The sequence below is a fragment of the Desulfobacula sp. genome (genome assembly GCF_014237455.1).
In the GTDB taxonomy this organism is placed as follows: Bacteria; Desulfobacterota; Desulfobacteria; order Desulfobacterales; family Desulfobacteraceae; genus Desulfobacula.
Genome location: NZ_JABZFL010000063.1, coordinates 53,255 through 77,203, shown reverse-complemented (window position 1 = coordinate 77,203; position 23,949 = coordinate 53,255). Strand labels below are relative to the sequence as shown.

At 41.1% G+C, this 23,949-nt stretch carries 25 protein-coding genes and 1 pseudogene; 7 read left to right on the top strand and 19 right to left on the bottom strand.

All coding sequences use genetic code 11. The annotated features are described in order from the left end of the window. Positions 1–138 precede the first annotated feature (138 nt). Entirely contained in the window at positions 139–897 is a 759-nt protein-coding gene (locus HGJ91_RS09480; protein WP_291347493.1) for a DUF169 domain-containing protein, read from the top strand. A gap of 16 nt (positions 898–913) precedes the next feature. Here the strand turns inward: HGJ91_RS09480 and trpA are convergent, their stop codons facing one another. The 5 genes from trpA to HGJ91_RS09455 all read right to left on the bottom strand — a co-directional run bounded on the left by trpA (position 914) and on the right by HGJ91_RS09455 (position 5,863). After that, positions 914–1,675 carry a tryptophan synthase subunit alpha gene (gene trpA, locus HGJ91_RS09475; RefSeq protein WP_291347491.1) on the bottom strand — a complete coding sequence of 254 codons (762 nt, stop codon included), beginning with the start codon at positions 1,673–1,675 and terminating at the stop codon, positions 914–916. Then, positions 1,668–2,894, bottom strand: coding sequence for a tryptophan synthase subunit beta (gene trpB / locus HGJ91_RS09470; RefSeq protein ID WP_291347489.1), 1,227 nt, complete (start codon positions 2,892–2,894; stop codon positions 1,668–1,670). The genes trpA and trpB overlap by 8 nt, the downstream gene beginning before the upstream one ends. A gap of 49 nt (positions 2,895–2,943) precedes the next feature. Then, the gene (locus HGJ91_RS09465) at positions 2,944–3,672 is read right to left on the bottom strand and encodes a GntR family transcriptional regulator (protein WP_291347487.1); all 729 of its coding nucleotides are present in this window, start codon (positions 3,670–3,672) and stop codon (positions 2,944–2,946) included. A 107-nt stretch (positions 3,673–3,779) separates the two neighbouring features. After that, positions 3,780–5,051 carry an ornithine--oxo-acid transaminase gene (gene rocD / locus HGJ91_RS09460; RefSeq protein WP_291347485.1) on the bottom strand — a complete coding sequence of 424 codons (1,272 nt, stop codon included), beginning with the start codon at positions 5,049–5,051 and terminating at the stop codon, positions 3,780–3,782. Positions 5,052–5,074: 23 nt separating this feature from the next. Beyond that, the gene (locus HGJ91_RS09455) at positions 5,075–5,863 is read right to left on the bottom strand and encodes a TrmB family transcriptional regulator (RefSeq protein ID WP_291347483.1); all 789 of its coding nucleotides are present in this window, start codon (positions 5,861–5,863) and stop codon (positions 5,075–5,077) included. Positions 5,864–6,021: 158 nt separating this feature from the next. On the opposite strand from HGJ91_RS09455, the gene HGJ91_RS09450 reads away from it, so the two are divergent. Further along, entirely contained in the window at positions 6,022–6,501 is a 480-nt protein-coding gene (locus HGJ91_RS09450) for a single-stranded DNA-binding protein (protein WP_291347481.1), read from the top strand. A 77-nt stretch (positions 6,502–6,578) separates the two neighbouring features. Here HGJ91_RS09450 and HGJ91_RS09445 read toward each other — a convergent pair whose 3' ends face one another. The 14 genes and pseudogenes from HGJ91_RS09445 to HGJ91_RS09380 form a co-directional block, all read right to left on the bottom strand. Continuing rightward, positions 6,579–6,791, bottom strand: coding sequence for a hypothetical protein (locus HGJ91_RS09445; RefSeq protein WP_291347479.1), 213 nt, complete (start codon positions 6,789–6,791; stop codon positions 6,579–6,581). Positions 6,792–6,951: 160 nt separating this feature from the next. After that, on the bottom strand, positions 6,952–7,332 hold the full coding sequence (locus HGJ91_RS09440; RefSeq protein ID WP_291347494.1) for a thermonuclease family protein: 381 nt from the start codon (positions 7,330–7,332) through the stop codon (positions 6,952–6,954). 99 nt (positions 7,333–7,431) lie between these two features. Continuing rightward, a pseudogene (locus tag HGJ91_RS09435) lies at positions 7,432–7,563 on the bottom strand (DUF4124 domain-containing protein); the annotation flags it as partial. Between the two features lie 10 nt (positions 7,564–7,573). Continuing rightward, a complete protein-coding gene (locus tag HGJ91_RS09430) occupies positions 7,574–8,443 on the bottom strand; it encodes a 50S ribosomal protein L11 methyltransferase (RefSeq protein WP_291347477.1) in 870 nt (289 codons plus the stop codon). Continuing rightward, positions 8,430–8,783, bottom strand: a complete 354-nt coding sequence (locus HGJ91_RS09425) for a hypothetical protein (RefSeq protein WP_291347476.1) — start codon at positions 8,781–8,783, stop codon at positions 8,430–8,432. Before HGJ91_RS09425 ends, HGJ91_RS09430 begins: the two co-directional genes overlap by 14 nt. Continuing rightward, complete coding sequence (locus tag HGJ91_RS09420) at positions 8,776–9,432, bottom strand: YkgJ family cysteine cluster protein (protein WP_291347475.1); 657 nt, start codon at positions 9,430–9,432, stop codon at positions 8,776–8,778. The genes HGJ91_RS09425 and HGJ91_RS09420 overlap by 8 nt, the downstream gene beginning before the upstream one ends. Positions 9,433–9,444: 12 nt before the next feature. Then, complete coding sequence (gene mnmE / locus HGJ91_RS09415; RefSeq protein ID WP_291347474.1) at positions 9,445–10,833, bottom strand: tRNA uridine-5-carboxymethylaminomethyl(34) synthesis GTPase MnmE; 1,389 nt, start codon at positions 10,831–10,833, stop codon at positions 9,445–9,447. A gap of 6 nt (positions 10,834–10,839) precedes the next feature. Beyond that, positions 10,840–11,661 (bottom strand): RNA-binding cell elongation regulator Jag/EloR, encoded by an 822-nt coding sequence (gene jag, locus HGJ91_RS09410; protein ID WP_291347473.1) that lies wholly within the window; start codon positions 11,659–11,661, stop codon positions 10,840–10,842. 12 nt (positions 11,662–11,673) lie between these two features. Beyond that, positions 11,674–13,356, bottom strand: coding sequence for a membrane protein insertase YidC (gene yidC, locus HGJ91_RS09405; protein ID WP_291347472.1), 1,683 nt, complete (start codon positions 13,354–13,356; stop codon positions 11,674–11,676). Positions 13,357–13,436: 80 nt separating this feature from the next. Beyond that, entirely contained in the window at positions 13,437–13,646 is a 210-nt protein-coding gene (gene yidD, locus HGJ91_RS09400) for a membrane protein insertion efficiency factor YidD (RefSeq protein ID WP_291347470.1), read from the bottom strand. Between the two features lie 3 nt (positions 13,647–13,649). After that, positions 13,650–13,997: a ribonuclease P protein component gene (gene rnpA, locus HGJ91_RS09395; protein WP_291347469.1), complete on the bottom strand. Its 348-nt coding sequence runs from the start codon at positions 13,995–13,997 to the stop codon at positions 13,650–13,652. A 12-nt stretch (positions 13,998–14,009) separates the two neighbouring features. Next, positions 14,010–14,144: a 50S ribosomal protein L34 gene (rpmH, locus tag HGJ91_RS09390; protein WP_291347468.1), complete on the bottom strand. Its 135-nt coding sequence runs from the start codon at positions 14,142–14,144 to the stop codon at positions 14,010–14,012. Positions 14,145–14,261: 117 nt separating this feature from the next. After that, positions 14,262–15,839 (bottom strand): Rne/Rng family ribonuclease, encoded by a 1,578-nt coding sequence (locus HGJ91_RS09385; protein WP_291347467.1) that lies wholly within the window; start codon positions 15,837–15,839, stop codon positions 14,262–14,264. A 58-nt stretch (positions 15,840–15,897) separates the two neighbouring features. After that, positions 15,898–18,411, bottom strand: coding sequence for a TIGR03960 family B12-binding radical SAM protein (locus HGJ91_RS09380; protein ID WP_291347466.1), 2,514 nt, complete (start codon positions 18,409–18,411; stop codon positions 15,898–15,900). Between the two features lie 84 nt (positions 18,412–18,495). Here HGJ91_RS09380 and asnS point away from each other — a divergent pair, with 84 nt between their 5' ends. The 5 genes from asnS to hisF are packed head-to-tail and all read left to right on the top strand — an operon-like array spanning position 18,496 to position 23,938. After that, positions 18,496–19,845 carry an asparagine--tRNA ligase gene (gene asnS / locus HGJ91_RS09375; protein ID WP_291347465.1) on the top strand — a complete coding sequence of 450 codons (1,350 nt, stop codon included), beginning with the start codon at positions 18,496–18,498 and terminating at the stop codon, positions 19,843–19,845. 7 nt (positions 19,846–19,852) lie between these two features. Next, on the top strand, positions 19,853–20,701 hold the full coding sequence (locus HGJ91_RS09370; protein ID WP_291347464.1) for a hypothetical protein: 849 nt from the start codon (positions 19,853–19,855) through the stop codon (positions 20,699–20,701). Next, positions 20,685–21,920 carry a lactate racemase domain-containing protein gene (locus HGJ91_RS09365; protein WP_291347463.1) on the top strand — a complete coding sequence of 412 codons (1,236 nt, stop codon included), beginning with the start codon at positions 20,685–20,687 and terminating at the stop codon, positions 21,918–21,920. Before HGJ91_RS09370 ends, HGJ91_RS09365 begins: the two co-directional genes overlap by 17 nt. 17 nt (positions 21,921–21,937) lie before the next feature. Beyond that, positions 21,938–22,342 carry a thioesterase family protein gene (locus HGJ91_RS09360; RefSeq protein ID WP_291347462.1) on the top strand — a complete coding sequence of 135 codons (405 nt, stop codon included), beginning with the start codon at positions 21,938–21,940 and terminating at the stop codon, positions 22,340–22,342. Between the two features lie 9 nt (positions 22,343–22,351). Continuing rightward, positions 22,352–23,938: an imidazole glycerol phosphate synthase subunit HisF gene (gene hisF / locus HGJ91_RS09355; protein ID WP_291347461.1), complete on the top strand. Its 1,587-nt coding sequence runs from the start codon at positions 22,352–22,354 to the stop codon at positions 23,936–23,938. Positions 23,939–23,949 lie beyond the last annotated feature (11 nt).

Below are 23,949 nucleotides of genomic sequence, written 5' to 3'. Positions count from 1 at the left end.
GTCGATATTAATCGAACCCTAATCCACAAGAATAGAAATAACGGGTGTGGAAAAGAGGAAAAACAGCAAATGTAGTTGACTCAATGTATCAAGGTCAAGCGAATAACTTAATTTTCGTTCGGGGAGGTGTTTTTTCTCTTGACCTGCCCTTTAATGGGTGACCTGCCCTTTAATGGGCGACCCCATGGATCTGCCGACCCGGGAAAAAGAAAAAAAAATGAAATCAACTGGCAGGAGGTATTTGGACAATTTTCCTGTGTCATAGGCAAGATATGGCTTGCCAGGAAAAAAAAGACCGCTGCCTATTTTTCCTCAACACAGTTTGGATGCCCGGGTGGTGCCTTCTGGCTCGGATTCAACAAGCCCCAGACTGAAACCATTATTCACTACGTCTCCTCAGGGGTTCCCGGCAGGATAGAAGGTGAACATTATTGTGATTCTCCTGATCATTTGCGACAAATTTTCGAGTATGTTGATCCTGTGCCGGCCGCCGGAGAGTATTGTGTGTTTAAGCCTGTCAGCCAGTTTTCTGAAGAAGAAACACCGCTGCTGGTTTCTTTTTTCACACGTCCGGAATCTTTGAATGGACTTCACCAGCTTGCCGCTTTTGTAACAAATGATCCTGAAGTTGTGGCATCACCCTGGAGCGCTGCCTGCGGCAGTCTGGCAGTCTGGCCCCTGCATTATCTTGAAAAAGGCAAAAACAGGGCTGTTGTGGGTGGATGGGATCCCTCTGCCAGAAAATTTTTTAAAACAGATGAACTTTCCTTTACGATTCCTTTTAAAATGTTGATCCAGATGATTGACCGGTATAAAGACTCTTTTCTTACGACCAAAACATGGGAAAATGTTCATAAAAAAATCAATAAAAGTAAAAAAGTCTGGAATGAAATATGAGCGGTTCCCTCTATATTTAAAGAATGCTTCGGATAAAATCTCCTGTGGCGACAGCTCCTTTTTCTTCAACGAGCCGGATGGTCTGGGAACCGATCACGGCAATGTCTGCCTTGCCTTTTAAATAGTCGACATCCACCTTTTCTTTTACGCCGAAGCCCACGGCCAGGGGAAGGTTTGTTGCCTTTTTGCACCTTGAAAGATAGGCTGAAAGGTCATCGGAAAAAGCTGTCTGTTTTCCGGTTACCCCTTTTCTTGCCAGGCAATAGACAAACCCGGATGCAAAGGAAGACAGGTACGCCAGGCGCTCATCACTGGTCTCAGGTGAAAAAATATAAATGGGATTTAAGTTATTTTTCTTCATGGCCCTGATGTAGTCCTCTCCCTCTTCAGGCGGAAGATCGGGAACAATGGCACCTTTTAAATTTATTTGAGCCATTTTGTCTGAAAATTGTTCCATCCCGTATTTATAAAGAATGTTGGCGTAACTCATGAACAAAAACGGAAGGGGAAACTCTTTTGATACTCTCTGTGCAAATTCAAAACATTTTTTAACTGTTGACCCTTTTTCTATGGCATTCTGGTTGGCTTTTAAAATGACCGGGCCGTCGGCCATGGGTTCTGAAAACGGGATCTGCAATTCCATTAAATCCACACCCGCCTCAACCATCTGTTTTACGATTTCATGAGAAGCTTCAAAGGATGGATACCCGATAACAATATGGGTCATCAAAAGGATATCTTTTGTTTTGCGCCTTTCTTTTATATAGGATTCAAGCATTGTATTCTTCAGCCTTTCCAATAATAAATTCTTTCCATTTGGGATCATCAACCGCGTCTGCTATTGTAAAAATATCCTTATCCCCTCTGCCGGACTGGTTGATGATAATGACATCTTCCTTTGAAAGGGAGGGCGCCTCCTTAAAGGCCTGGGCAAATGCATGGGAGGATTCAAGGGCAGGAATAATGCCTTCCTTTTGCATGGTCAGTTTCAATGCTGCTACAACCTGGGTATCCGTGGCACTTTCAAACCTTGCCTTTCCCTGATCATGCATATGGGAAAGAATGGGGGATACCCCGACATAATCCAGTCCTGCCGAAATCGAGTGGGTCTCTTTCATCTGGCCGTCATCATCCTGAAGAAAATAAGTTTTATATCCCTGGGCAATACCGGTGCTTGCATCCTTTGAACATAATCTTGACGCATGCATGCCGGAATTTACTCCCTTACCGCCAGCCTCAACCCCCACCAGTTCAACCGGATCATTAAAAAATCCTGAAAAAATCCCCAGGGCATTGGAACCACCGCCCACACAGGCATACACCCTTTTGGGAAGTTTCCCTTCCACATCAAGGATCTGCTGTCTGGCTTCCTTTCCTATAATGGATTGAAAATAGGAGACCATTTCCGGGAACGGATGCGGCCCGCAGGCGGTTCCCAGGACATAATGGGTGGTGTCCATGTTAGTTACCCAGTCCCTGAACGCTTCATTTATAGCATCCTTTAAAATTCTTGTTCCGTCTCTTACAGGAACAACAGCTGCGCCCAACTGCTCCATCCAGAATACATTGGGCCGCTGCCGATGCACATCCTTTTCCCCCATGTAGATGGTACAGTCAAACCCGAACTTTGCTGCCATGGTGGCGGTTGCAACCCCATGCTGGCCTGCACCGGTTTCTGCGATCACCCGTTTTTTACCCATCTGTTTGACCAGCAACCCCTGGCCCATGACATTATTGGCCTTATGGGCACCGGTATGATTAAGATCTTCGCGCTTAATATATATTTTTGCACCTTCAAACTTTTGGGTAAGATTGCCGGCAAATGTTAATGGTGTGGGTCTGCATGAGTATGACGACATCAAGGCTTCATACTCTTTCCAAAAGGACGGATCATTTTTGATTTTTTCAAACTCAACTTCTAATTCATCAAATGTGGCAACCAGAACCTCCGGCAGGAACGCCCCGCCATAATTACCGTAATATCCCCTGTCTTTCATATTATCTGCTCCTGACTGATAATAACCTATCGATTTTCATATCCAGCCCTTATGTCCTCTCAAGGCTTATGGTCTGGGAGAATGCAAATGTCTCTGTCCGGCAGTACAATCTTGAAAATATAGCGCTTTTTGCTCCCGGAAAATTAAGTGTTCTTTGAACTTCAAGAATGGGGGCCGCAGGTTTCAAGTTCAATAGTTTTGCTTTGTCTTTGGATAAAAAAAATATTTTAAAAGTTTGCCGGCCGGTTTCAGGTTTCAGGTAATAAAGATCCGACACTACCCGGGAAAGCGATCTGTTTTCAAAATCAATCTTATCCAGCCCTAAAAACAACTCCGGGTGAAGATAGAACTCCTCTAATATAACCGGCTCTTTTTTGGCAATGGTTAATCGCGACAAGAAAAATGCTCTTTTTTTATTAAACGGGTTGTTTTTGTCGTCAATGATTTCCCTGAGGGTTACAGGCTCAATGCTTTTTGATGTTGTTTCAATCCCTTTTGTTAAAAATGCCTGGGATGTGCCTGCAAGGGAAAAAAGATCCACTTGTTGATCCTGGCTCTTTACAAAAGTTCCGGAGCCTCTTTTGCGCTCCACAAGTCCTTTTCTGACAAGAATATCCATGGCCTGCCGGACCGTTGGGCGGCCGATGCTGTATTGTTTTGCAATACCGATTTCAGACGGGATTACATCACCCGGTTTGTAGGTCCCGGACCGGATCTGTTCTGTGAGGATATCCGACAGTTGATGATATAAAGGGATGGGTGACTGTGGGTTGAGCATTCTTAACCTCAAAATAATCATTAAAAGATGAGGTTAAAATAAATAATATTTGTAAAGTTGTCAAGACATTTTAACAAATATTGTATAGTTTCTCAAAAACTGCTTCTCTAATCAACCAGAACTGCTTCAAGCTGTTTAACCATAAAATCCATCTCTTCTTCATTTATAACCAGCGGTGGGGAAATCCTTATGGTATGGCCGTGGCTGTCATTGACGATCACCCCAAGTTTTAATAATTTTCGACAAAAATCCATGGCATTGCCATTTTTTACTTCGATACCGATGAAAAGCCCTTTTCCCCGAACTTCTTTGACATGAACGGATTTTTCAGCAATCTTTTCAATTTTTTCTCTCAGTATTTTTCCTTTCCGGGCTGCCTGTTCTGCCAGTTTTTCTTCTTCAAACACCTTTAAAGCGGCAGTACCGGCCACACAGGCAAGAGGATAACCGCCAAAGGTTGATCCTTCTGACCCTTTGGAAAAGACCATATCCATAATCTTTGTATTGGTGATAAAAACAGACAGAGGAACCAGACCGCCTGAAAGTGCTTTTCCAAGAATCACGCCGTCAGGAACAATATTTTCATGCTCAAAACAGAATTTTTCCCCTGTTCTTCCCATTCCCACCTGGATTTCATCACATACCAGCAAAAGATCATGCGCATCGGAAAGCGTTCGAAGACCTTTGAGAAACCCTTCAGGGGGTACATTCATCCCCCCTTCTCCCTGCATGGGCTCCACAAGGATTCCGCAGGTATTTTTATTGATGGCCTTTTTTACCTGTTCAAGGTTACCAAATTCAACAGATACAAATCCGGGAGTTAAAGGACCAAACCCTTGTTTGTATTTTTTGCTGGATGAAAAAGAGACCGCTGAAATAGTTCTGCCATGAAAATTCTCATTAAAAACAATAATCTCCTGGTTTCCGTCTTTAATTCCTTTATGCTTGAATCCAAAATACCGCATAACTTTTATGGCGGTTTCAACAGATTCCACCCCACCGTTTTTGGGAAGCGCTTTATTGCCGCAAGGTCCAAACCGAGGGGCCATCTGGGGAGCAAACTTTGCAATCTTGGAAAGAAAAATTCCCAAAGGATCTGTGAACACGACATTGGACAATACAGAGGCATAATTGCCAATCAGGGCATCCATGATCGCATTGGTGATGGTAGGATGATGGTGACCCGGATTTGCGGCTGAATATGCTGCCAGACAATCTAAGTATTTATTGCCTTTTTCATCTGTCAGCCAGCATCCTTTTGCATGCCTGACAACAAGATTGATTCTGGCATAATGGTGTGCTCCATAATTTTTTTCCAGATTGAAAATAGTTTTGTCATTCTCAGTGGAAAATCCACTGAAATAACGATTTTTATTCATTGTAGTCACCTTACGCACCTCTCTTAATTATCCTCTTTTATAATGTTGTAAATTCTTTTTTCTTCTTTAGTCAATTTCTGGTGTCGGTCCAGTATTTTTTCTAAGAAACAATGATAGAAATCATGGCGAAGACTGTCGCGGTTGGCCACGACAAACCATTGATTCCTTGTCCAGTTGATGGGTGAACTATCTTCATTATCTGTTTCAAATATCCCGACAAGCGCTTCTTTTTTATCTATAATCACTTCTAGAGAACGTCCGCCAATGATCTGCTGCAATAGTTCATGATTCGGATGCATGACCTGAATATCAAATTTTTTTTCAATCTTTCCCATGGCAATATAACGGATTTTAACCCCTCTTTTATCTGCTTGAGTTAAATACTCATCCAAATGCCTGTTTGCTTTGGGAAACAGCCTGATATAGATTTCTTCTTTAGCCTCTTTAATCATTTCCAAGGCTTTTTCCATGACGTTCTCATATCCTGTGATGGTCCAGACATATTCAAAATCATTCTTTTGGGATGCCGTTGCAATCTGATCTTCAAACGACTCTATATTACTGTCAAAACTTCTTTTCAGCCTTCTGAGCAGCTCATCTGAGGGCAAAGGCGCATACTGACCGGAGTTGACTTCAATCACATACCCTTTGGAAATCAAATTCCGTAACACGTCATAAATCCTTGACCGGGCAATTCCTGAAATTTTACTCAACTGGGAACCGTTAACCGGATGATTGGCAACGAGTCCCATATAACAGGCAGCCTCATATTGCGAGAAACCAAGCTCTTTTAAATTTGAATAATTATCCATTTTTTTCTCCAAAACGTTGCTACCTTAATAGCAACATAAGCCTAAATCCAAAAATTGTCAATATTTAAAAAAATATCCCTTTGACACAAAGTTTTGAATCAGGTAAATATTTTAGACAAATAAATATTTTTAAATCTATTCAAAATAGGAGAAAATAAATGGCGGGTTTAAATAAAGTAATGCTTATAGGAAACCTTGGCAGAGACCCTGAAATTAGGTATTCTCAGCAAGGCACGGCAATGGTGAATTTCTCCATCGCAACCAGTGAACAATGGACAGACAAAAACACGGGTGAAAAACAAGAAAAAACAGAATGGCATAATATCAAGGTATTTGGCAGACAGGCAGAGGTCTGTGAAAAATATTTATCAAAAGGCAGTAAAATTTTCATTGAAGGAAAACTTCAAACCAGAACTTATGAAAAAGACGGCCAAACACATTATATTACTGAAATCGTGGCATTCAACTTCCAGTTCCTTGGCGGAAAACAGGATGCCCAGGGCGGAGGCGGCGGATATCAGGGTAGCGGTAACAACCAGCAAGCCGATTCCGGATCCAATAATCTTTCCCAGGGAACGACAAGTCCGGGCATGACAGGCGGCCAGGAACCGATTCCAGACGATGATATACCATTTTAATATCGTAAAAATAAAAAGCCTCATTGGATGAAGGTACTTCAAACCCTAATGAGGCTTTTTATTAATAATTATTCCGGTTAGTTGAGCTCTAGTTGTTCCTCCATGGAAATATCATGTTTCATCTCCTGGAATGTTTTTTTGACATCCTTTTTAGAACGTTCATCAAAATGCCTTGCTACACAAACTTTTTTTAATTTTTCAATATTGTTTTCCAACTCTTGCTTTTCCGATTGGGGCAAATCCGAAATGCAACTATTATAAGCTTTTTGATTTTTTCTTTTTACTTTCAAATCCTGGTGCCTTCTCAGTGCTCTGTCTTTCATAGTGCCGGCTCCTTTATAATAGTTTAAAAAAAGTTTTCCAAAAACGCACTCTATAAATTGCTTTAAAAGTGACATTCTTTACCTAAAAAGAGAATAAACACTTAAAAAGAGTTTGGCAAGCCTAAAATTATTTTCTTGGGTGCTCTTTTCTCCATTGCTGTGGGCTTTTATAACGGCTACCCTGTATCCACATCCCTTTTCCTGCTCTCCTGGCGCTTGCTTCTTCTTTTAAATAGAGCTGCGAATCAAGTTTTTTAGGCCGCCTGCCTGTATATACCTCAGCTAAGCCTGCTCTTATCATTTCTATATTAATATTTTTATTACCGATAAAAACTTCTGCCAACTGCCTGTTATATGCGCCTGTGCCATAACTTTTAATTGCAACCTTTTTGTTGTCCAGCAAGTCTGTTAAATGTTGTTTCGCCTTTTGACTGAAGGGTTGGCTTTTTTGACCTTTGAATCCAGTTTCAGGGGAATCAATTCCCACAAGTCGTACTTTAAATATCAAATCAACTCTTGTGACCTTTATGGTGTCCCCGTCAAATACTTTTAATACCTTAAATTGTTGTTTTTGAAAAACAACATCGCTTTCCTTAAATTCTTCAACCGTTTCATTCAAAGGCGGAGCAATATTGGTAAAATGTTTGACCCCATTTTCATCGGTCCAGAAATAGATATTTCCATAAAGAAAAAGGCTTAAAAAAAGAATCAAAAAAACATGAGTAAACGATTTTAACATAAGATTAGATTTAACATACTTTTTTTACCAGCACAAAGCCGGACCATTTTTTCTCATCCTGCTGCCAGACAAGCTCAAATCCTTTTTCTGAATAAATAGCGACGAACTGATCCTTTTCCCACTCTCTTACACCGGACAGGATAGCAATACCATTATTTTTTAAACTGTTAAAAATCATATCAGATAATGCTGCCAGCGTTGGAAATCTTAAGTTGGCAGAAATGATTGAAAACCTGTTTTTGCTTTCTTTCATATACTCTTCAATCACTTTGATTCTTTTCGTAAGATGGTTAAGCGCCACATTTTTTTTGGCCTCATTAATAGAAACCGGATCGATTTCATAGGCGTTGCATGATGTAAGCCCTGCCAGACACATGGCCATGGCAAGCACACCTGAACCGGTTCCAATGTCAGCTCCTGCCAAATTTTCTTTGGAAGCCATCATCTGTTTTTCAAAAAAACAAACATCAATGGCGGCAAGACATAGCTGTGTCGTAGGATGCTGACCGGAACCAAAAGAAATGCCCTGGTCAAGAATCAATTCGATTTTATTGGGGTCAATCTTCTTTTGGCCACCATTGCTTTGATTTGACCGGCCTTGAAATCCCGGGGGCTTGAGAATAAAATGCTTTGTAATAGAGACGGGCTTTAAAAAACTTTTTTCCACATAGGTGGCGCCATAAAGATAATGGTAGGACAGCTCCTGCGCATCAATGAGCTGCTGTAATATTTTTTTGGCCTCAAAAAAAGAGAGTGAAAACCGCTCTTTTATTTTTTTGATATACGCCTGGGCCGTCAGTTTAACATCAGATTGGAAAAGGATATTTAAGACATCTTTTTTGTCCGCTTCCATATCCATTTTCATATCAGGGGGAATCATGACCTTCTTTTTTTAAAAGGTCTTCATACCAGCAGGCAAACTCAAACATCCCCCTGATCCTTTCGTCATCATTGATGATACCCAGGCACATTTCAAAGGCCCCCTGGGCAAAAGAATTAGAGTACTCATCATGATCGATCCGGGAAAGGAACTCCCTGATTAACGTCTGGCTGGTTCGCTTGGTTTTATCTTTCCTGATATCTATGGGATCTTTGGGTTCCTGGAACGGGTCCCAGTTGTCATACCCTTTTTTGAGGATCTGTTTCTGGCCTCTTTTTCCCATGGCATCAAAAATGGTTTTTTTTCTTTCTTCAATTTGTTCGGGGGTAAGCTTATCCATCTTTTCTGACTCCAAGATATTCTTCGTTAAAATCTGTAACCATCACCATTGAGACAGGAATCAACATTTCATGCATTCTTATTTTTTCAGAATTAATATCCTTTACCAATTGGGCAGAAAGGAGCTGGAGCTGGGTATAAATTTTATCCATATTCAATGTCGGGTAAGGCTCTCCCTGTATAAAATTTGTCCGGCCGCAGATATGGCTGACACCGGCTGTGGAGGTGGGGATGCCATAAACCCTGCAGGTAATCGGCCGGTGCTCATACATGACACAGAGGTTATCTTCACCCAGCAGCGGGCACCTGACTCTCTCCTGGGACATTTTTCCGACTATTTCCAGTTCGTCTGCACCGTTTTTAACTTTTTTATATGCCTCCCGTTTCATCTTCGTAAGGGCCCTGTCTGTTTTGCCGGCAATTTCAATGAGATCGTTTTTATCTTTACCCATAAACTTTTTTAAAAATTTATCTTTCAAATAAAGCGCTTCTATGAGTGTCAGATCAAAAATCGCATAACAGCAGTCACTGCATTTTTCCCGGCAGAACACTTCTTTGGGAAATTCTTTTTTTACGCGGTCAAACACTGCGTCCACCATCTGGACCAATGCTTCATATTTAACAAAGTGTTCTTTTAAATTTAATATCATATTGTTTATCCTTTATTTACCAATGCAAAAATTATCAAAAATACGATCTAATATATCTAAAGAAGCGGTTTCTCCTGTAATTGTTCCAAGGGAATCAATACTATTTTTAATATCAATTACCAGCGTTTCTTCTTCCAGGGTTTGGGCTAACCCTGTTTTTACAGATATCAGACTCTCAATAGTCTGTTCAAGGGCTTTTTTATGCCGCAAATTTGGAATAACGGATGATTTTTCCATATCCAGATCAGCTATACTGGTCGTCACTATTTTTTGTTTTAACTCTTTGATCCCGTTGTTAAAGAGGGCTGAAATTTCAATTTTGGGGATATGCCGGTACTTTTTTGAAAGCGTTGGCAGGTTGTCTTCATCAAGATCAATTTTATTAACTACAAAAATAACTTTCTTGTCCAATTGATTTTCCAGAGACACCACTTTTTCAAATTCCTTGTCGGTAAAATGAGTTCCGGGCTCTTTCATGAACAACACAAGGTCGGATGCGGTAATGTGGTCTTTGGCCTTTTCAATACCGATAATTTCCACAAGATTATCGCTCTGGTGAATACCTGCCGTATCTATAATCACAAACGGTATGCCGTCGATATTCAGCCCTTCTTCAATGGGATCCCTTGTAGTTCCCGGGATGGGTGTCACAATAGCGCGGTCCTGTTCAAGCAGCCGGTTCATCAGGCTTGACTTTCCCACATTGGGTGCACCGCAAATGGCAATCCTAATACCGTCCTTTAAAAAACAGGCATCCTCATGCTGCTTGACATACTCCCGGCATTTTTCAAGCACATCATCAATCAGCTCCATCTCTTTTCTGGACGGTTTAAACGGTTCTACATCATCCGGGAAATCAATATTTACTTCAAGCAGGGATAAAAAATGAATCAGTTTTTCTCTTAGTTCCCGGATCTGATTTTTTAATGCTCCAAGATTCTGGGACGCAGCAAATTTCAGCGCACCTGCAGATTTTGCATTGATTATATCTGCAACTGCTTCGGCTTGGGTCAGATCAATTCTCTGGTTTAAAAAAGCTCTTTTTGTAAACTCTCCGGGTTCAGAAAGCCTTGCCTCATGTGAGAGTATTTCATCCAGAATGGTTCTCAATACAATGGTTCCGGAATGGGCCTGGATTTCCACGACATCCTCTGCCGTATAAGAGGAAGGCCCCTTCATGGGGATCAGTAAAACCTCATCTATGATCTCTTTGTTTTTGTTGTTAAAAACATATCCGTGATAGACCTTATGAGATTCTAAATTTGTACACCCTTCGGGCCTTAATTTTCTTTTTGAAAAAAGCTTTGATGCAATATCAAAGGCTTTAGGGCCCGAGATCCGTATAACACCAATACCGCCGCTTCCATAGGGGGTTGCTATTGCGGCAATTGTATCATTCATGGTGTTTTATTTTCTAAACCGTCTTTTCCCTCTAAAGGCATTTTTCTTTTTGGGGAAAATCACAAGTCTTCTGTAATACCCGTCACCCATGCTCTGGGTTCGGACATTGTCGTTATCTTTTAATGCCAGATGCACGATACGCCTGTCCTGTGCGCTCATCTGGTTAATGGTCGCAGGACGCCCTGTCTTTTTGGCCTTATCCGCCATTTTATATGCCAGGTGTTTCAGATTGGCTTTACGGGTTTCCATATATCCTTCGATATCCACCTTGACCCTGACCCTGGCTTCACTCTTCCTGTTGATAATTTTGTCGGTCAAAAACTGCATGGCATCAAGGGTCTGACCCTTTCTGCCAATCAGAATGCCGGCATTCCCGCCTTCAATGCTTAAGGTCAGTCTGTCAGCCTCTGTGCTGGCATTTACATCGGCATCATCCGTAATCAAGTCTGCCATTCTCTGTAATGCTTCGGTACCAAGAGTAACCGAGTCTTCAGACACATCAACCGGCTCGGGTGCTTCAAAGGACTTGAATTCTTCCTTTTTGGGTTCTTCCTTTTTGGGTTCTTCCAGTCTTGTTTCCTGACCAAACGCCTCATCCACAATGGACTTGATTCCTTCCATTTCTATTTCTTTAGATTTATCAGTATACATATCCGGAAGAGCAACTCTAATTTTGGCATCTTTTCTGCCAACAATTCCAAAAATCCCTGAAGTACCTTCTGAAATTACATCATATTCTAATTCATCTTTTGAAAGTGTTAATGCTGCGCAGGCATTTTTTATAGCGATATCTACATCTTTTCCGCTGAATTCCTGAGTTTGTGTCATATTACCTCCTACTTACGAAAATTTCTTTTGAATATAATACTGCTGCCCCATGGATATGATGTTGTTCACAAACATATACAGAACCAATCCTGCCGGAAAATTGATGAATAATACGGTCATAAATATCGGCATCAACATCATCATTTTGGCCTGCATGGGATCTCCTGTGGTCGGCGTCATTTTCTGCTGTAGCAAGAAGGATGCTCCCATTAAAAGTGTCAGCATGGGTATGCCGTGGGGTGCCTGCATCATTGGAATTGCAAAATTAAACTCAAACAATCTGTCCGGGGCGGACAAATCAGATATCCATCCGATAAATGGTGCGTGCCGTAGCTCAATGGCCTGGTAAAGCATCCTGTAAAGTGCAAAGAAAATAGGCATTTGAACCAGTAAGGGCAAACACCCGCTGGCCGGATTTACTTTATATGTTTTATAAAGCGCCATGGTTTCCTGATTCATTTTCTGTTTGTCGCCTTTAAATTTTTCCCGGATTTCCATCATCAACGGCTGAACTTTTTTCATCTTGTTCATGGACTTGTAACTCTTGGTTCCAAGGGGCCAGAAAATCAGTTTGATTAAGATCGTCAAAAGGATAATGGCGATACCATAATTGGGAATCACTCCATGGATGACATTCATGGTAATCAAAAGCGGCTTGGCAATTATATTAAAAAATCCAAAATTGATTGCATTTTTAAGGCTGTTGTCATATTTGCCCAATACCTTCTGGCTTTTCGGACCCATATAAAAAATAAAGGAATAGCTGCTTTGTTTGCCCGGATCCAGTCGATCCATCTTCTGGATATAATCATTGGTAACCATATCATTGGTATAAGAAAGCTTGAGTATTGTATCATTTGCACTATCATCATCTTTCTTTTTGGGCATGACCGCCGTCATAAAATACCGTTCTGAATATCCTGACCAGTCAATTTTTCCGTGATAGGTGTTTTTATCTTCTATATCATCGGGTTTAATGGCGGTATATTCATCATCAATAAGCACCACCGGTCCCTCAAATGCAAATCTGGATCTTTTTTTAGTCTCTTCATTAAAAAATCCCGGCGTTGAAATCACAAGAGAATCGTTTAACGACATGGCAGATCCGTTTTGAAAAACAATATCACAATCAATCATGTATGAATCTGCCTTAAAGGTAAAAATCTTTTTCACCACAATCCCCTGGGGTGTCTCAAGGGTAAATTCAATGGTTTTTTCACCTTCGGAAAAAGAGGTCTCATTGGTATCGATTTTTGCCGTATAGACAGCATCTTTTAATCCAGGGACTGACTGCCCTTCAAGCTCAAAAAACAGGGTTCCGGATACAAGCTGCTCCGACACCAATTGCTTTAAAGGAGAGCCTGTTTCGTTTGTTTGTTTATAATTTTTCAGTTCAAAGTTTTTAACCGCAGCACCATATTCGGAAATGGCAATATTATAAAGAGGGGTTGATACGGATATGGTTCGATAATTTTTTTTCTGAGGTTCAACCGGTTGAGGCACAACACCTGGCTCTGGCTTGGTTTTATATTCGGAAACATATGGGCTGGCTTCCTGAACCTGATCTGCTTTCCGGTCTTGAACCTGCTGGGGTTGATTATTAGGCTCCGGCGGCTTTACAAAGAATGTCTGATATCCTACAAGGACTACCACGGAAAGCACGACGGCTAATAATAATCGTTTTTGTTCATCCATTTTCTCTCCTAAACCTGAAATAATTTGTAACGGCACTTCACTTTAATTAGAAAAGGAAAACAGTTTTGCATATGGATAAATTATGGGACCGGATCAAACCCTCCGGCATGGAATGGATGACAACGCAGAACTCTTTTTACGGCAAGAGTTGTGCCTTTAAGGCTGCCGTATTTTTCAAGAGCCTCAATGGCATATGCCGAACAGGTCGGATAATACCGACAATTCCGTCCTGTTAGAGGTGAAATAACATATTGATAAAATTTAATAAGTATTAATAATAGTTTCTTCATTATCTATGCTAATGCTATTTTTGAAAAAAGTTTGTCAAGCTTCTCACTAATCTGCCTGTTGGATAGCGTAGTCAGACCTTTCCTTGCAATGATGTTTATATCCTTAGGTCCTGAAATGTTCTGTTTGTTGTGTCTGAAAAATTCTCTAATAATTCTTTTTATCCTGTTACGCTCTACTGCATTTCCTACTTTTTTTGATATTGTAATGCCAATTCGATTGTTTTGAGCTGTTTCTTTAAGCACAATTGCTATAAAGCAGCCTGTTACTACCTTTTTCCCTTGTTTCGAAACTGTTAAAAATTGGGCCCGCTTTAGGAGCCTCACCTTTTTTGGTAAACAAAAGTTTCTCAATAAATCCCTTTATTAAACGCTGAGTTTTTTTCTTCCCTTTGCTCTTCTGGCGTTAATTACACGTCTTCCACCGGGTGTGGACATTCTTTTGAGAAATCCGTGTTTTCTGGTTCTTTTCCGGTTGCTTGGTTGAAATGTTCGTTTCATAAATCTTTCAATCCTTACCTTAAATATATTTTATTTTAACCATAATACTGCAAACCACAATAAACATAATACATTAGCCCTTTTTTAAAAAATTGTCAAGAATGAACATAGTTCAAATTATATTTGTTTTACCAGGGACTCGAAGATATGGTATTCCTCTATATGATAATGGGGCTCCGGATATATGGCAATTGGTTTTGAAAACTGTTTTTCAAGGGAGGAAATCAAATGGTTTTCCCTTCCATGTAACAACTGGGCTATTTCCGGATGTACTTTTACCGTGAATCGGTTGCCCATGATATCTCCTGCTTCGCTGATAAGGTCCCTGTAAATTTTATGGCATATGGATTTCCCGGATAAGAGATTGCCGTCACCATTACAATAGAAACAGGGTTTACAAAGGGTTCGGGTCAGATTCCGTCTGATTCTTTTTCTTGTCATCTGAACAAGGCCAAGTTCGGTTAACGGCAGCACATTGGTCTGGCTCTTGTCTTTTTTCATGGCGTCATTCATGTGTGCCATGACCTTTTCCTTGTGCTGCTCTTTTTTCATATCGATAAAGTCAATAATGATGATACCGCCAATATTTCGAAGCCGTATCTGGTAGGCAATTTCCTTGACAGCTTCAAGGTTGGTTTTAAGGATGGTCTCGTCAAAATTATGTTTTCCCACATACCGGCCGGTATTCACATCAATGGCCACCAGCGCCTCTGTCTGCTCAATCACGATATATCCACCGGATTTGAGCCAGACTTTTTTCTTTAATGCTCTTGCCACATCCCCTTCAATATTATAGGCATCAAAAAGGGATTCCCGCCCCTGATATAGCTCCACAGACAAGTTCACATCCGGCATCAGCTTTTTCAAAAAATTCTGAACATTGTCATATTCTTCTTTAGAATCGATAATCAGCTTATCGGCTTCATTGGCCAAAAGATCCCTGACCGCCCTGAAGGTTGCTGTAAGATCTTTATATACAAGGGAGGGCGCTGCGGCAGTCTTGCTCTTTAACAGAATATTTTCCCATGTCTTGGTTAAAAAATCGATCTCTTTTTTGATGGTATCTTCATCAATTCCCTGAGCCTGTGTTCTGAATATATACCCGAATTTATTTTTCCGAATAGAAAGTAACAGGTCTTTCAGCCTTGTTCTTTCACTATCGTTTTCAATTCTTTTTGATATACCGATATGATCAACCGTGGGCATTAATACCATGTACCGGCCTGCCAGGGAGATGTGGGTAGTGATTCTCGGCCCCTTGGTGCCAATGGATGATTTGGCCACCTGGACCAGGATCTCCTGGCCTTCTATAAGCAATTCCTCAATACCGCACCCCTGGTTTAAAGAGGCTTTCCAGGAGGTATAATTATCTGCCATGTCTGTTGTTTCAATATCTTCATCATTGGATTCGGTATCCGTTTCCACATCATTGTCCTGCTCAAATTTCTGATACATTTTATGACTGGCTGTATCCAGAACATCATCCACATATATGAAGGCGGCCTGATCAAATCCAATATCCACAAAGGCGGCCTGCATCCCCGGAAGAACTCTTTGCACCCGTCCTTTATAAATATTTCCGGCAATGGAAGTCTCGTCTTCCCTTTCAATAAAAACTTCTACAATGGTACCGTTTTCAAGCAGTGCCACCCGTGTTTCATGGGGGGCGGCATTCACAACAAGCTCTTTTAACATGGGCTCATCCTTGTTTTACGTGTGACCTTCAGGTTACGTGTGACCTTTAACCTGAAGGTCACACGCAGGTTATCTTTTTTATCCTTGCCATCTTTATGGTATCTTCATCCAGTTCAAAATATTTTGTCAGTATTTCTGTGGGCCTTATGGTTCTTTCATTATGTTTTTTTAAAACCATTTTAATGGTTTGTAAATCTATAAAGGATATTTTCTCAACAGATTTTCGCAGATCGGTTTTCCTTATTTTCCCTTTTTTACTCAGGTCTTCAACAATAAATTCTGATAAATTCAAAAATTGATCCACTTTTTCTTGTCCCAGACAAATATCTGCAAACCCGATGATATAACGGGAAAGCTGATCGTCTCTTTTGACAAACTTGTTGAAAAATTTGCATCCGGTGATGCAAAGGCCTTCAGGAAGCGTTTTGTTTAACAGATCAACAATTTCTTTGGGTGGCAAATCCTTTTCAAGGTAGATAAAAAACGCTTCTTCGTCACTTTCCATTCCAACGGGGAGGGCATTTTCAAAGGAAAGCCGCATGGAAGGATTAAACCCTTGTGAATATTTAGCATTTAACCCGGCTCTTTTCACGGCCCTCTGAACAATAGTGGCAAGTTCAAGGTGTCCGAAAAATCTTGCTGTTCCAAGTTTTGAAAAAGTGATCTCAAATTTCTTAAAGCTGTCATCCGGCAACCTTTTCAGAACGTCGGTGTTTTCCGGATCAATTTTTGAGGGGTCTGAAAAGATATCGTGCAGCACCGGCTTTATCTTTTTAAAATCACACACACCGCATCCTGTGCAGTCGTTCTCCCTGCAGTCCGGAGTGAGTGATTTTTCTTTGGCTTTTTGAAATTCTTCTTTTAAAAATTCGGGCAACACCCCTGAATCGATTATATCCCAGGGAAGTGCTTCTTCGTCATTGCGCTGACGTGTCGTATAAAATAAGGGATCAATCCCTGTTTCTTCAAAGGCCTTTTGCCACAAAGAAAAATCAAACTTATCAGTCCAGCCGTCCAAACGGCATCCATTTTCAAAGGCCTTTACCAGAAGCTGCGACAATTTTCTGTCGCCCCTTGCCCAAACCCCTTCAACCAAGCTCATTTCAGGACTTTGCCATTTGAGTTTCACCTTGCGATGCCTTAAATTGTCTTTTAGATATTGCAGTTTTTCTTTTGTTTCATCCAAAGAAATCTGGGCACATCGTTGAAAAGGTGTATGGGCTTTGGGAATAAACGTGGCTGCACTGACATTGATGGCCTTTTTTCCTTTGGCATAGGAAGATGCCAGCCGTTTTGAAAGACTGCAGATGGCCTCAATGTCCTCTGATGTTTCAAAGGGAAGCCCCATCATAAAATAGAGCTTGATATTTTTCCATCCAAGGTTAAGTGCATTTTCAACCGTTGCCACAATGCTTTTTTCTGTAAGATTTTTATTAATGATATCTCTCAAGCGTTGAGATCCTGATTCCGGGGCAATGGTAAATCCGGTTTTCCTAACTTTTTTGATAATATTCATCAATTCCGGGGTGAGTTTTTCCGCCCTTATGGACGGAAGAGAGATGGCATTGCAATGGCCCTGGCCCAAATCAAGAAGCTGCGACATCAATTGAGCCAAATTTGAATAATCCCCTGTACTGAGAGACAAAAGAGAGATATCCGAATACCCGGTTGTTTTTAAAGATTCCTGGGTAATTTCTATCAAGTCCTCCAATGACCTTTCCCTGACCGGCCGGTATATCATGCCTGCCTGGCAGAACCGGCATCCCCTGGAACACCCCCTGGCAATCTCAAGCCTCAGCCGGTCATGAACCGGTTTGGCAAAGGGAATAATCGGAGATTTAGGAAAATTGTCTTTTGTAAGGCTCGGCAGGAACGCCCTCTTAACTTTTTGGTAGTCTTCAAATATAGGGGTAAGCGTCTGGATACCATTTTCATCATATGCCGGTTCAAAAAATGAAGGGACGTACACCCCGTCTATCTTTGACAAAAGTTTGAGCAGGGTTTTCTTTTTGCCGTCTCCCTGTTTTTTAAACTCAATGACCTGATTTGAAATTTGAACAATAACATCTTCACCATCCCCGATCACAAAGGCATCAAAAAAATCAGCCAAAGGTTCAGGATTAAAAGCGCAGGGTCCGCCGCCAATAATAAGGGGGAAAGAATCATCTCTTTGTTCTGAATAAAAAGGAATCCGTGACAAACTCAAAAGAGTTAAAATATTGGTAAAGTTAAGCTCATAAAGAAGACTGATTCCAATGATATCAAAGCTGTTCAGCTCTTTTTGGGACTCCATGGAAAGGCAGGGAATCTTTTTTTCCACTAGATAGGCTTCCATATCCGGAGCAGGCGAAAAAAAACGTTCTGCTGCAATATTTTCATGGCTGTTTAAAATGGAATAGAGAATCTGCAGCCCAAAATGAGAGGTTCCGATTTCATAAAGATCCGGAAATACCAGGGCAAATGTCAGATCCACCTGTTCCAGATCTTTTTTCACGGCATTGATCTCATTGCCCACGTATCGTGTCGGTGTCTGGACCAGTGCAAGGATATCTTGATAATTTTGTTTATGCATGATAGTGAAATTTTAAAAACTAATCTTTAAATATGTTAGGTATAATCAAATTTTTTAATATATTATTTTTTGCGGGATAAAGCAATGAAAAGAACAAAAATCAATGTGCTGCTCAAGCTTGAAAAAACACCGGGAAAAGTCCTTATCAAAGGGTGGGTCAGAACCAAACGGGATTCAAAAGAATTCTCTTTCATGGATATAAATGACGGATCAGCCTTAAAAAGTATCCAGGTCATTGCAAATAATGATCTTGAAAATTATCCGGATATAGAAAAAATTACCACGGGCACCTCTGTAGCTGTTGCAGGACAGCTTTTAGAATCTCCCGGAAAAGGGCAAAAATGGGAAATCCAGGCATCAGATATTGAAATTATAAATATTGCGCCGGAATCCTATCCCCTCCAAAAAAAGAGACACTCGGATGAATTCTTAAGAACCATTGCCCATTTAAGACCTCGGACAAACAAATACGGCGCTGCCTTCCGGATCCGATCAGAGATGATGTTTGCCATTCATAAATTTTACAAGGAAAAAGGGTTCAGGTATCTGACCACTCCTTTGATCACAGGGGCTGACTGCGAAGGTGCGGGTGAAATGTTCAGGGTAACCAGCCCTGAACCAGGGAAGGAAAATTTCTTTGGCCGGGAATCCAACCTGACGGTTTCAGGCCAGTTGCCTGCTGAAATGTTTGCCTTGGCCTTAGGTGATGTCTACACCTTTGGTCCGACTTTCAGGGCGGAAAATTCCAATACCAGCCGGCATGTGGCAGAATTCTGGATGCTGGAACCGGAGATGGCCTTCTGCGACTTAAAGGAAAACATGGATCATGGTGAAGAGCTCGTTAAATATCTCACTCAGCATGCCATGAATGAATGCAAAGAAGACATGGATCTTTTCATTAAATTTGTAGACAAATCACTGTCAAAACGCATTGACACCCTTTTAAACTCTGAATTCGGGAGAATTTCTTATACTGAGGCCATTGATATACTACTGAAATCCAAAAAGAAATTTGACTTTAAAGTTGAATATGGAACAGATCTGCAATCTGAGCATGAGCGGTATCTGGCAGAAGTTTATTTTAAAAAACCGGTTTTTCTTACAGATTATCCAAAGGGAATCAAACCCTTTTACATGCGGATGAATGATGATGGAAAAACCGTTGCAGCCGTAGACCTGCTTGTTCCCGGAATAGGGGAGCTCATTGGCGGCAGCCAGAGGGAAGACAGACTTTTGGTGCTGGAAAAAAGGATGGATGAAATGAATCTGCCGAAGGAAGACTACTGGTGGTATCTGGATTCCAGAAAATTCGGCTCTGTGCCCCATTCAGGGTTTGGCCTGGGGTTTGAAAGATTTTTAATGATGATTACCGGAATCAGTAACATAAGAGATGTTATACCTTTCCCAAGAACTCCGGGCAGTATTGATTTTTAAACTTTATATGAATTACACTTATTATTTTTATTTTGATGTTGTCACAAAAATCCTTGAGGCGTTCAGGAATGGTACAAAAAGGGTCTGTCTGTCCCTGGACCTGAACTTATCTGAAAAGGTGTGGCAAATTGAGGAGGACCGGCTGATACTTGATAATGATATGTTTATTGATATGAAAAAGCTTGAGTCCATATCCTCTTTTAAAAACAAAATTTTTGTCTTTCAGAACAATAAGTTGCGCCCTGTTGAAGTGCGAAGTGACGGGTATTACAAACTGGTTCCCACTAGCAGTGCACCGACCCTTGAGATCAATGGAATCAAAATGCACCGCTCTAAAGAGATTGATCCCTTAACAGATGCAAAGTTAAAGACGCGGCTGGTTGTTGCAGCAAACGATCAGGTTCTCGATACCTGCGGCGGTCTTGGGTATTCAGCTATTTTTGCTTTAAAGGCAGGAGCAAAAAAAGTGATTTCAACTGAAAAGAGCCCTGCTGTAATAAAAATACGCAATTTAAACCCCTGGTTGAAAAAACATGCCGACAAAAGGCTGGAGATGGTCCATGCCGACATCACCCGTGAGATTGACAGATTTGAAAACAGCATGTTTAACAGTGTGATTCATGATCCGCCAAGGTTCACATCCGCTACCGGAGATCTTTACGGAAGAAAATTTTATGATGCGCTTTTCAGGATCATGACATCCCGTTCAAAATTATTTCACTATACCGGCAGCCCGAAAAAAATTAAAAGCAAAGACAAATTCATTAAGAATACCATGAAACGGCTTGACCAATCAGGGTTTAAAACCCTTTGCTTTCACGACAACCTACAGGGGATTTATGCACAAAAAAACTGATCTTAAATATGGGAAGGCCTTCTGTGACATTGAATTGCCGGATAAAACAGACCGCTTAAGCATCCGGGAACCTGTGTCTTTTATCGACAAAAAAAAGTTTGTAGTCGATTTTTCAAAGGCTTTGCCTGAAAATTTGCCGAACTGCCCTGCCATCTCAATCGTGGTGGCTGATAAAACAAGGCTTTGCGGTTATAAAACCTATCTGCCCTGGATTTTGGAGATACTCCATCTAAAAGGGATAGAAAACCGGCAAATTACGTTTTTTATTGCCTATGGCACCCATGCAAGACAGAGTGATGAAGAATGTCTGAACACCTATGGAAATATATATCAAACGCACCGGTTTATTCATCATGACTGCAATGATAAAGCCCTTTTCACAGGCCTTGGGAACACCCGGAAAGGCACAAAAGTCCATATTCGAAAAGATCTTCTCAAAAGTAATCTGATCATTACGTTTGGTGCCCTGTCCCATCATTATTTTGCCGGATACGGCGGCGGCAGAAAACTCTTGTTCCCCGGACTGGGATACAAGCCGGATATTTATCAGAACCACGGACTTTTTCTCGATCAAAATTTAAAAAAACTATCTCCCGGCTGTCAGCCTGGAAATCTTGAAAACAATCCCTTAGCCAGGGATTTAAAAGAAATTGATGATTTTATTGAACCCCAAAGAGTGTCCATCCACGGCATACTTGATTCAAAAGCAAAGGTGTGCCAACTCATCATCGGAAAAACCTACAACGATTTTTTAACGGCGGGCAAAACCCTTGACTCCTTTTATAAAACAATGACTGACAAGCAGTATGAACTTATCATTGCATCCTGCGGCGGCTTTCCAAAAGACATTAATTTTATTCAGGCCCATAAAGCTATCAATAACGCGGCCATGTTTGTAAAAGACAAGGGCAGCCTGATTGTTCTGGCAGAATGTATTGATGGCATCGGGTCTGACACGTTTATTAAATACTTTAACTATGGCACTTTCAACCAGGCCTTTAATATCCTTGAAAAGGACTATAAAGGCAATGGCGGCACGGCACTGTCCATGATGACCAAAACGAGCAGGATAAATATCTTTCTAAAAACCGATTTGAATGATAAAATCTGCAAAACAATTGGGGTAAAAAAAATAAAAGTCTCCATGATACAGACACTGATAAAAGAATTTCAACATGATATGGCATGTATTGAAAATGCAAGTTTATTGATAAGATAAATCCACGGGAGTAGAAAATGGAACCTGAAATCAGAATTAGAGGATATCATACCGACCTGTACCAGCATGTGAACAATGCCCGGTATCTTGAATTTTTAGAAGAAGGGCGATGGCAGCTTCTTGAAGACCATATAAACCTTGAAGAGTTTATGAATACAGGTTTTCGCTTCTTTGTTGTTAATATTAATATATCTTATAAAAATCCGGTCAGGGTCAATGATGTTATTATCATCAAATCAGGCCTTGGGAAAATAGGAAATAAGAGTGTCGTCATAAAACAGCAGATTATCAACAAAAAAACCGGTGCTGTTTGTGTGGATGCCGACATCACCTTTGTGATTGCAGGCCTTGATGGAAAACCACTTAAGATTACAGGTGAGCTCAAAGAAAAATTTCAGCAAATCCCTATGCTCGAAGGATAAAGCAACATTATGATTACCTTACTTGATTATGGTGCCGGCAACGTTCGAAGCGTGGTCAATGCCATTGAAAAACTGGGCGGAAAAATCAAACCGGTTACCAGGCCTTCTGATATTCTGGATGCTGAAAAACTCTTATTTCCCGGTGTGGGCAATTATGAAAGCATGATCAGAGTTCTCAATGAAAAAGACTATGTCAACCCCTTGAGGGAATATCTTAAAGCCGACCGGCCTTTTTTTGGTATCTGTCTGGGTATGCAGGCCCTTTTTGAGGGAAGCGAAGAAGATTTATCCGGCAATGAAAGCTTATGTATCTTCAAGGGCAGGGTCAAACGATTCGGAACCAGCCTTGCTGTCCCGCATATCGGATGGAACGGGGTGAATCTGAAAAAGGAGTCTCCTGTTTTTAAAGGTGTTAAGCCGGATACAAAATTTTACTTTGTCCACTCCTATCATATTGTACCTGAGGAGGAGTCTGTCGTTTTAACCACCACAAATTATGATTATGAGTTTGTGAGCAGTATTCAGAAAGGCAATATTATCGGTACCCAGTTTCACCCTGAAAAAAGCGGGAATGCCGGGATAAAACTGCTTGAAAATTTTATTTACCAAAAGAATCTGAAAGCTCAAAAAACTATCAATATCAAAGGAAAGGGGCTTTCAAAAAGAATTATCGCCTGCCTGGATGTCAGGACCAATGATGAAGGTGACCTTGTGGTGACCAAAGGGGATCAGTATGATGTAAGACAGGAAGGAAATGTCAGGAATCTGGGCAAACCTGTGGAACTTGCCAAACGGTATTATGAAGAGGGTGCCGATGAGATCACTTTTTTAAATATCACAGGATTCAGGGATTTCCCACTGAAAGACATGCCCATGATAGACGTCCTTGAAAAAACCAGCAAAAACGTTTTTGTGCCGCTGACCATTGGGGGCGGGATCAGGGATTATACAGACAGTAAAGGTAGAACGTATACAGCACTTGAAGTGGCCTCCCGGTATTTCAGATCAGGTGCTGATAAAATATCCATTGGCAGTGACGCCGTGTATATCGCCGAACAATATTTAAAGACGGGGAAAAAATCCGGAAAAAGCTCCATTGAACAAATCTCTAACGTATATGGAAACCAGGCCGTTGTGATTTCAGTTGACCCCAAGAGAGTCTACGTCAATTCCCCGGACGATGCAAAAAAACACCACGTGATCAAAACTCAATTCACCGGGCCCAACAATGAAGCTTACTGCTGGTATCAGTGTACCATCCAGGGTGGCAGGGTAACAAGAGATCTGGATGCGGTTGCATTGGCCAAAGCCTGCCAGGATCTTGGTGCCGGGGAAATTCTCCTCAATTGCATTGATAAAGACGGAACAAACTCAGGATTTGACCTTGAATTAATCAATGCAGTAAGAACTGCTGTTTCCATCCCGGTGATTGCTTCAAGCGGGGCCGGCTGTGAAGAACATTTTGCCCAGGTGTTTAAAAAAACGGCTGCGGAAGCAGCCTTGGCCGCCGGCATATTTCACAGAAAAGAAGTACCGATTCAAAGCGTAAAAGACTTTCTTGCCAAAAAAAATATTGAAGTAAGAACTGCCATATAGCTTTTTCCAAT

Coding starts and splice junctions, on each gene's coding strand:
- trpA (WP_291347491.1), bottom strand. CDS start 1,675: ATGCTTGAATCCTATATAAAAGAAAGGCGCAAAACAAAAGATATCCTT.
- trpB (WP_291347489.1), bottom strand. CDS start 2,894: ATGAAAGACAGGGGATATTACGGTAATTATGGCGGGGCGTTCCTGCCG.
- HGJ91_RS09465 (WP_291347487.1), bottom strand. CDS start 3,672: ATGCTCAACCCACAGTCACCCATCCCTTTATATCATCAACTGTCGGAT.
- rocD (WP_291347485.1), bottom strand. CDS start 5,051: ATGAATAAAAATCGTTATTTCAGTGGATTTTCCACTGAGAATGACAAA.
- HGJ91_RS09455 (WP_291347483.1), bottom strand. CDS start 5,863: ATGGATAATTATTCAAATTTAAAAGAGCTTGGTTTCTCGCAATATGAG.
- HGJ91_RS09450 (WP_291347481.1), top strand. CDS start 6,022: ATGGCGGGTTTAAATAAAGTAATGCTTATAGGAAACCTTGGCAGAGAC.
- HGJ91_RS09430 (WP_291347477.1), bottom strand. CDS start 8,443: ATGATTCCCCCTGATATGAAAATGGATATGGAAGCGGACAAAAAAGAT.
- HGJ91_RS09425 (WP_291347476.1), bottom strand. CDS start 8,783: ATGGATAAGCTTACCCCCGAACAAATTGAAGAAAGAAAAAAAACCATT.
- HGJ91_RS09420 (WP_291347475.1), bottom strand. CDS start 9,432: ATGATATTAAATTTAAAAGAACACTTTGTTAAATATGAAGCATTGGTC.
- mnmE (WP_291347474.1), bottom strand. CDS start 10,833: ATGAATGATACAATTGCCGCAATAGCAACCCCCTATGGAAGCGGCGGT.
- jag (WP_291347473.1), bottom strand. CDS start 11,661: ATGACACAAACTCAGGAATTCAGCGGAAAAGATGTAGATATCGCTATA.
- yidC (WP_291347472.1), bottom strand. CDS start 13,356: ATGGATGAACAAAAACGATTATTATTAGCCGTCGTGCTTTCCGTGGTA.
- yidD (WP_291347470.1), bottom strand. CDS start 13,646: ATGAAGAAACTATTATTAATACTTATTAAATTTTATCAATATGTTATT.
- rpmH (WP_291347468.1), bottom strand. CDS start 14,144: ATGAAACGAACATTTCAACCAAGCAACCGGAAAAGAACCAGAAAACAC.
- HGJ91_RS09385 (WP_291347467.1), bottom strand. CDS start 15,839: ATGTTAAAAGAGCTTGTTGTGAATGCCGCCCCCCATGAAACACGGGTG.
- HGJ91_RS09380 (WP_291347466.1), bottom strand. CDS start 18,411: ATGCATAAACAAAATTATCAAGATATCCTTGCACTGGTCCAGACACCG.
- asnS (WP_291347465.1), top strand. CDS start 18,496: ATGAAAAGAACAAAAATCAATGTGCTGCTCAAGCTTGAAAAAACACCG.
- HGJ91_RS09370 (WP_291347464.1), top strand. CDS start 19,853: ATGAATTACACTTATTATTTTTATTTTGATGTTGTCACAAAAATCCTT.
- HGJ91_RS09365 (WP_291347463.1), top strand. CDS start 20,685: ATGCACAAAAAAACTGATCTTAAATATGGGAAGGCCTTCTGTGACATT.
- HGJ91_RS09360 (WP_291347462.1), top strand. CDS start 21,938: ATGGAACCTGAAATCAGAATTAGAGGATATCATACCGACCTGTACCAG.
- hisF (WP_291347461.1), top strand. CDS start 22,352: ATGATTACCTTACTTGATTATGGTGCCGGCAACGTTCGAAGCGTGGTC.